Here is a 336-nt window from a genome sequence, read left to right on the forward strand (position 1 = left end):
AATTTCCTGAGGCTACTGGGTCACAAGGATCTACATAACAAACACTTAACGTAAAATCACCATCGGTAACTTGTGTATTTGTACCAAGACTGTAATCAACTCCTGTTTCTGTAACTAAACCATTTGATGCATCAACACTTGCTGGATTACCAGTACCAAACTGACTACCATCTCCTCCATCGGCATTTGCATCATTATACGCTTCATTAGCATCACTACAACCATCATCATCACTGTCTAAATTTTGAAAATCGTAACTACCATCATTTAATGTATCTATAGGAGTAGTTGCTTCCGCTGTATCATCAGCGCCATTACCATCACCATCATTAAAAC

General features: G+C 38.4%; 1 protein-coding gene. It reads right to left on the minus strand.

Translation table 11 applies throughout. From position 1 onward, the window contains the following. Positions 1–336 (minus strand): hypothetical protein (locus tag GN138_RS16090; protein WP_197429369.1); only part of this gene is annotated, 336 nt, incomplete at both ends.

This window comes from Winogradskyella endarachnes (assembly GCF_009741275.1).
GTDB lineage: Bacteria > Bacteroidota > Bacteroidia > Flavobacteriales > Flavobacteriaceae > Winogradskyella > Winogradskyella endarachnes.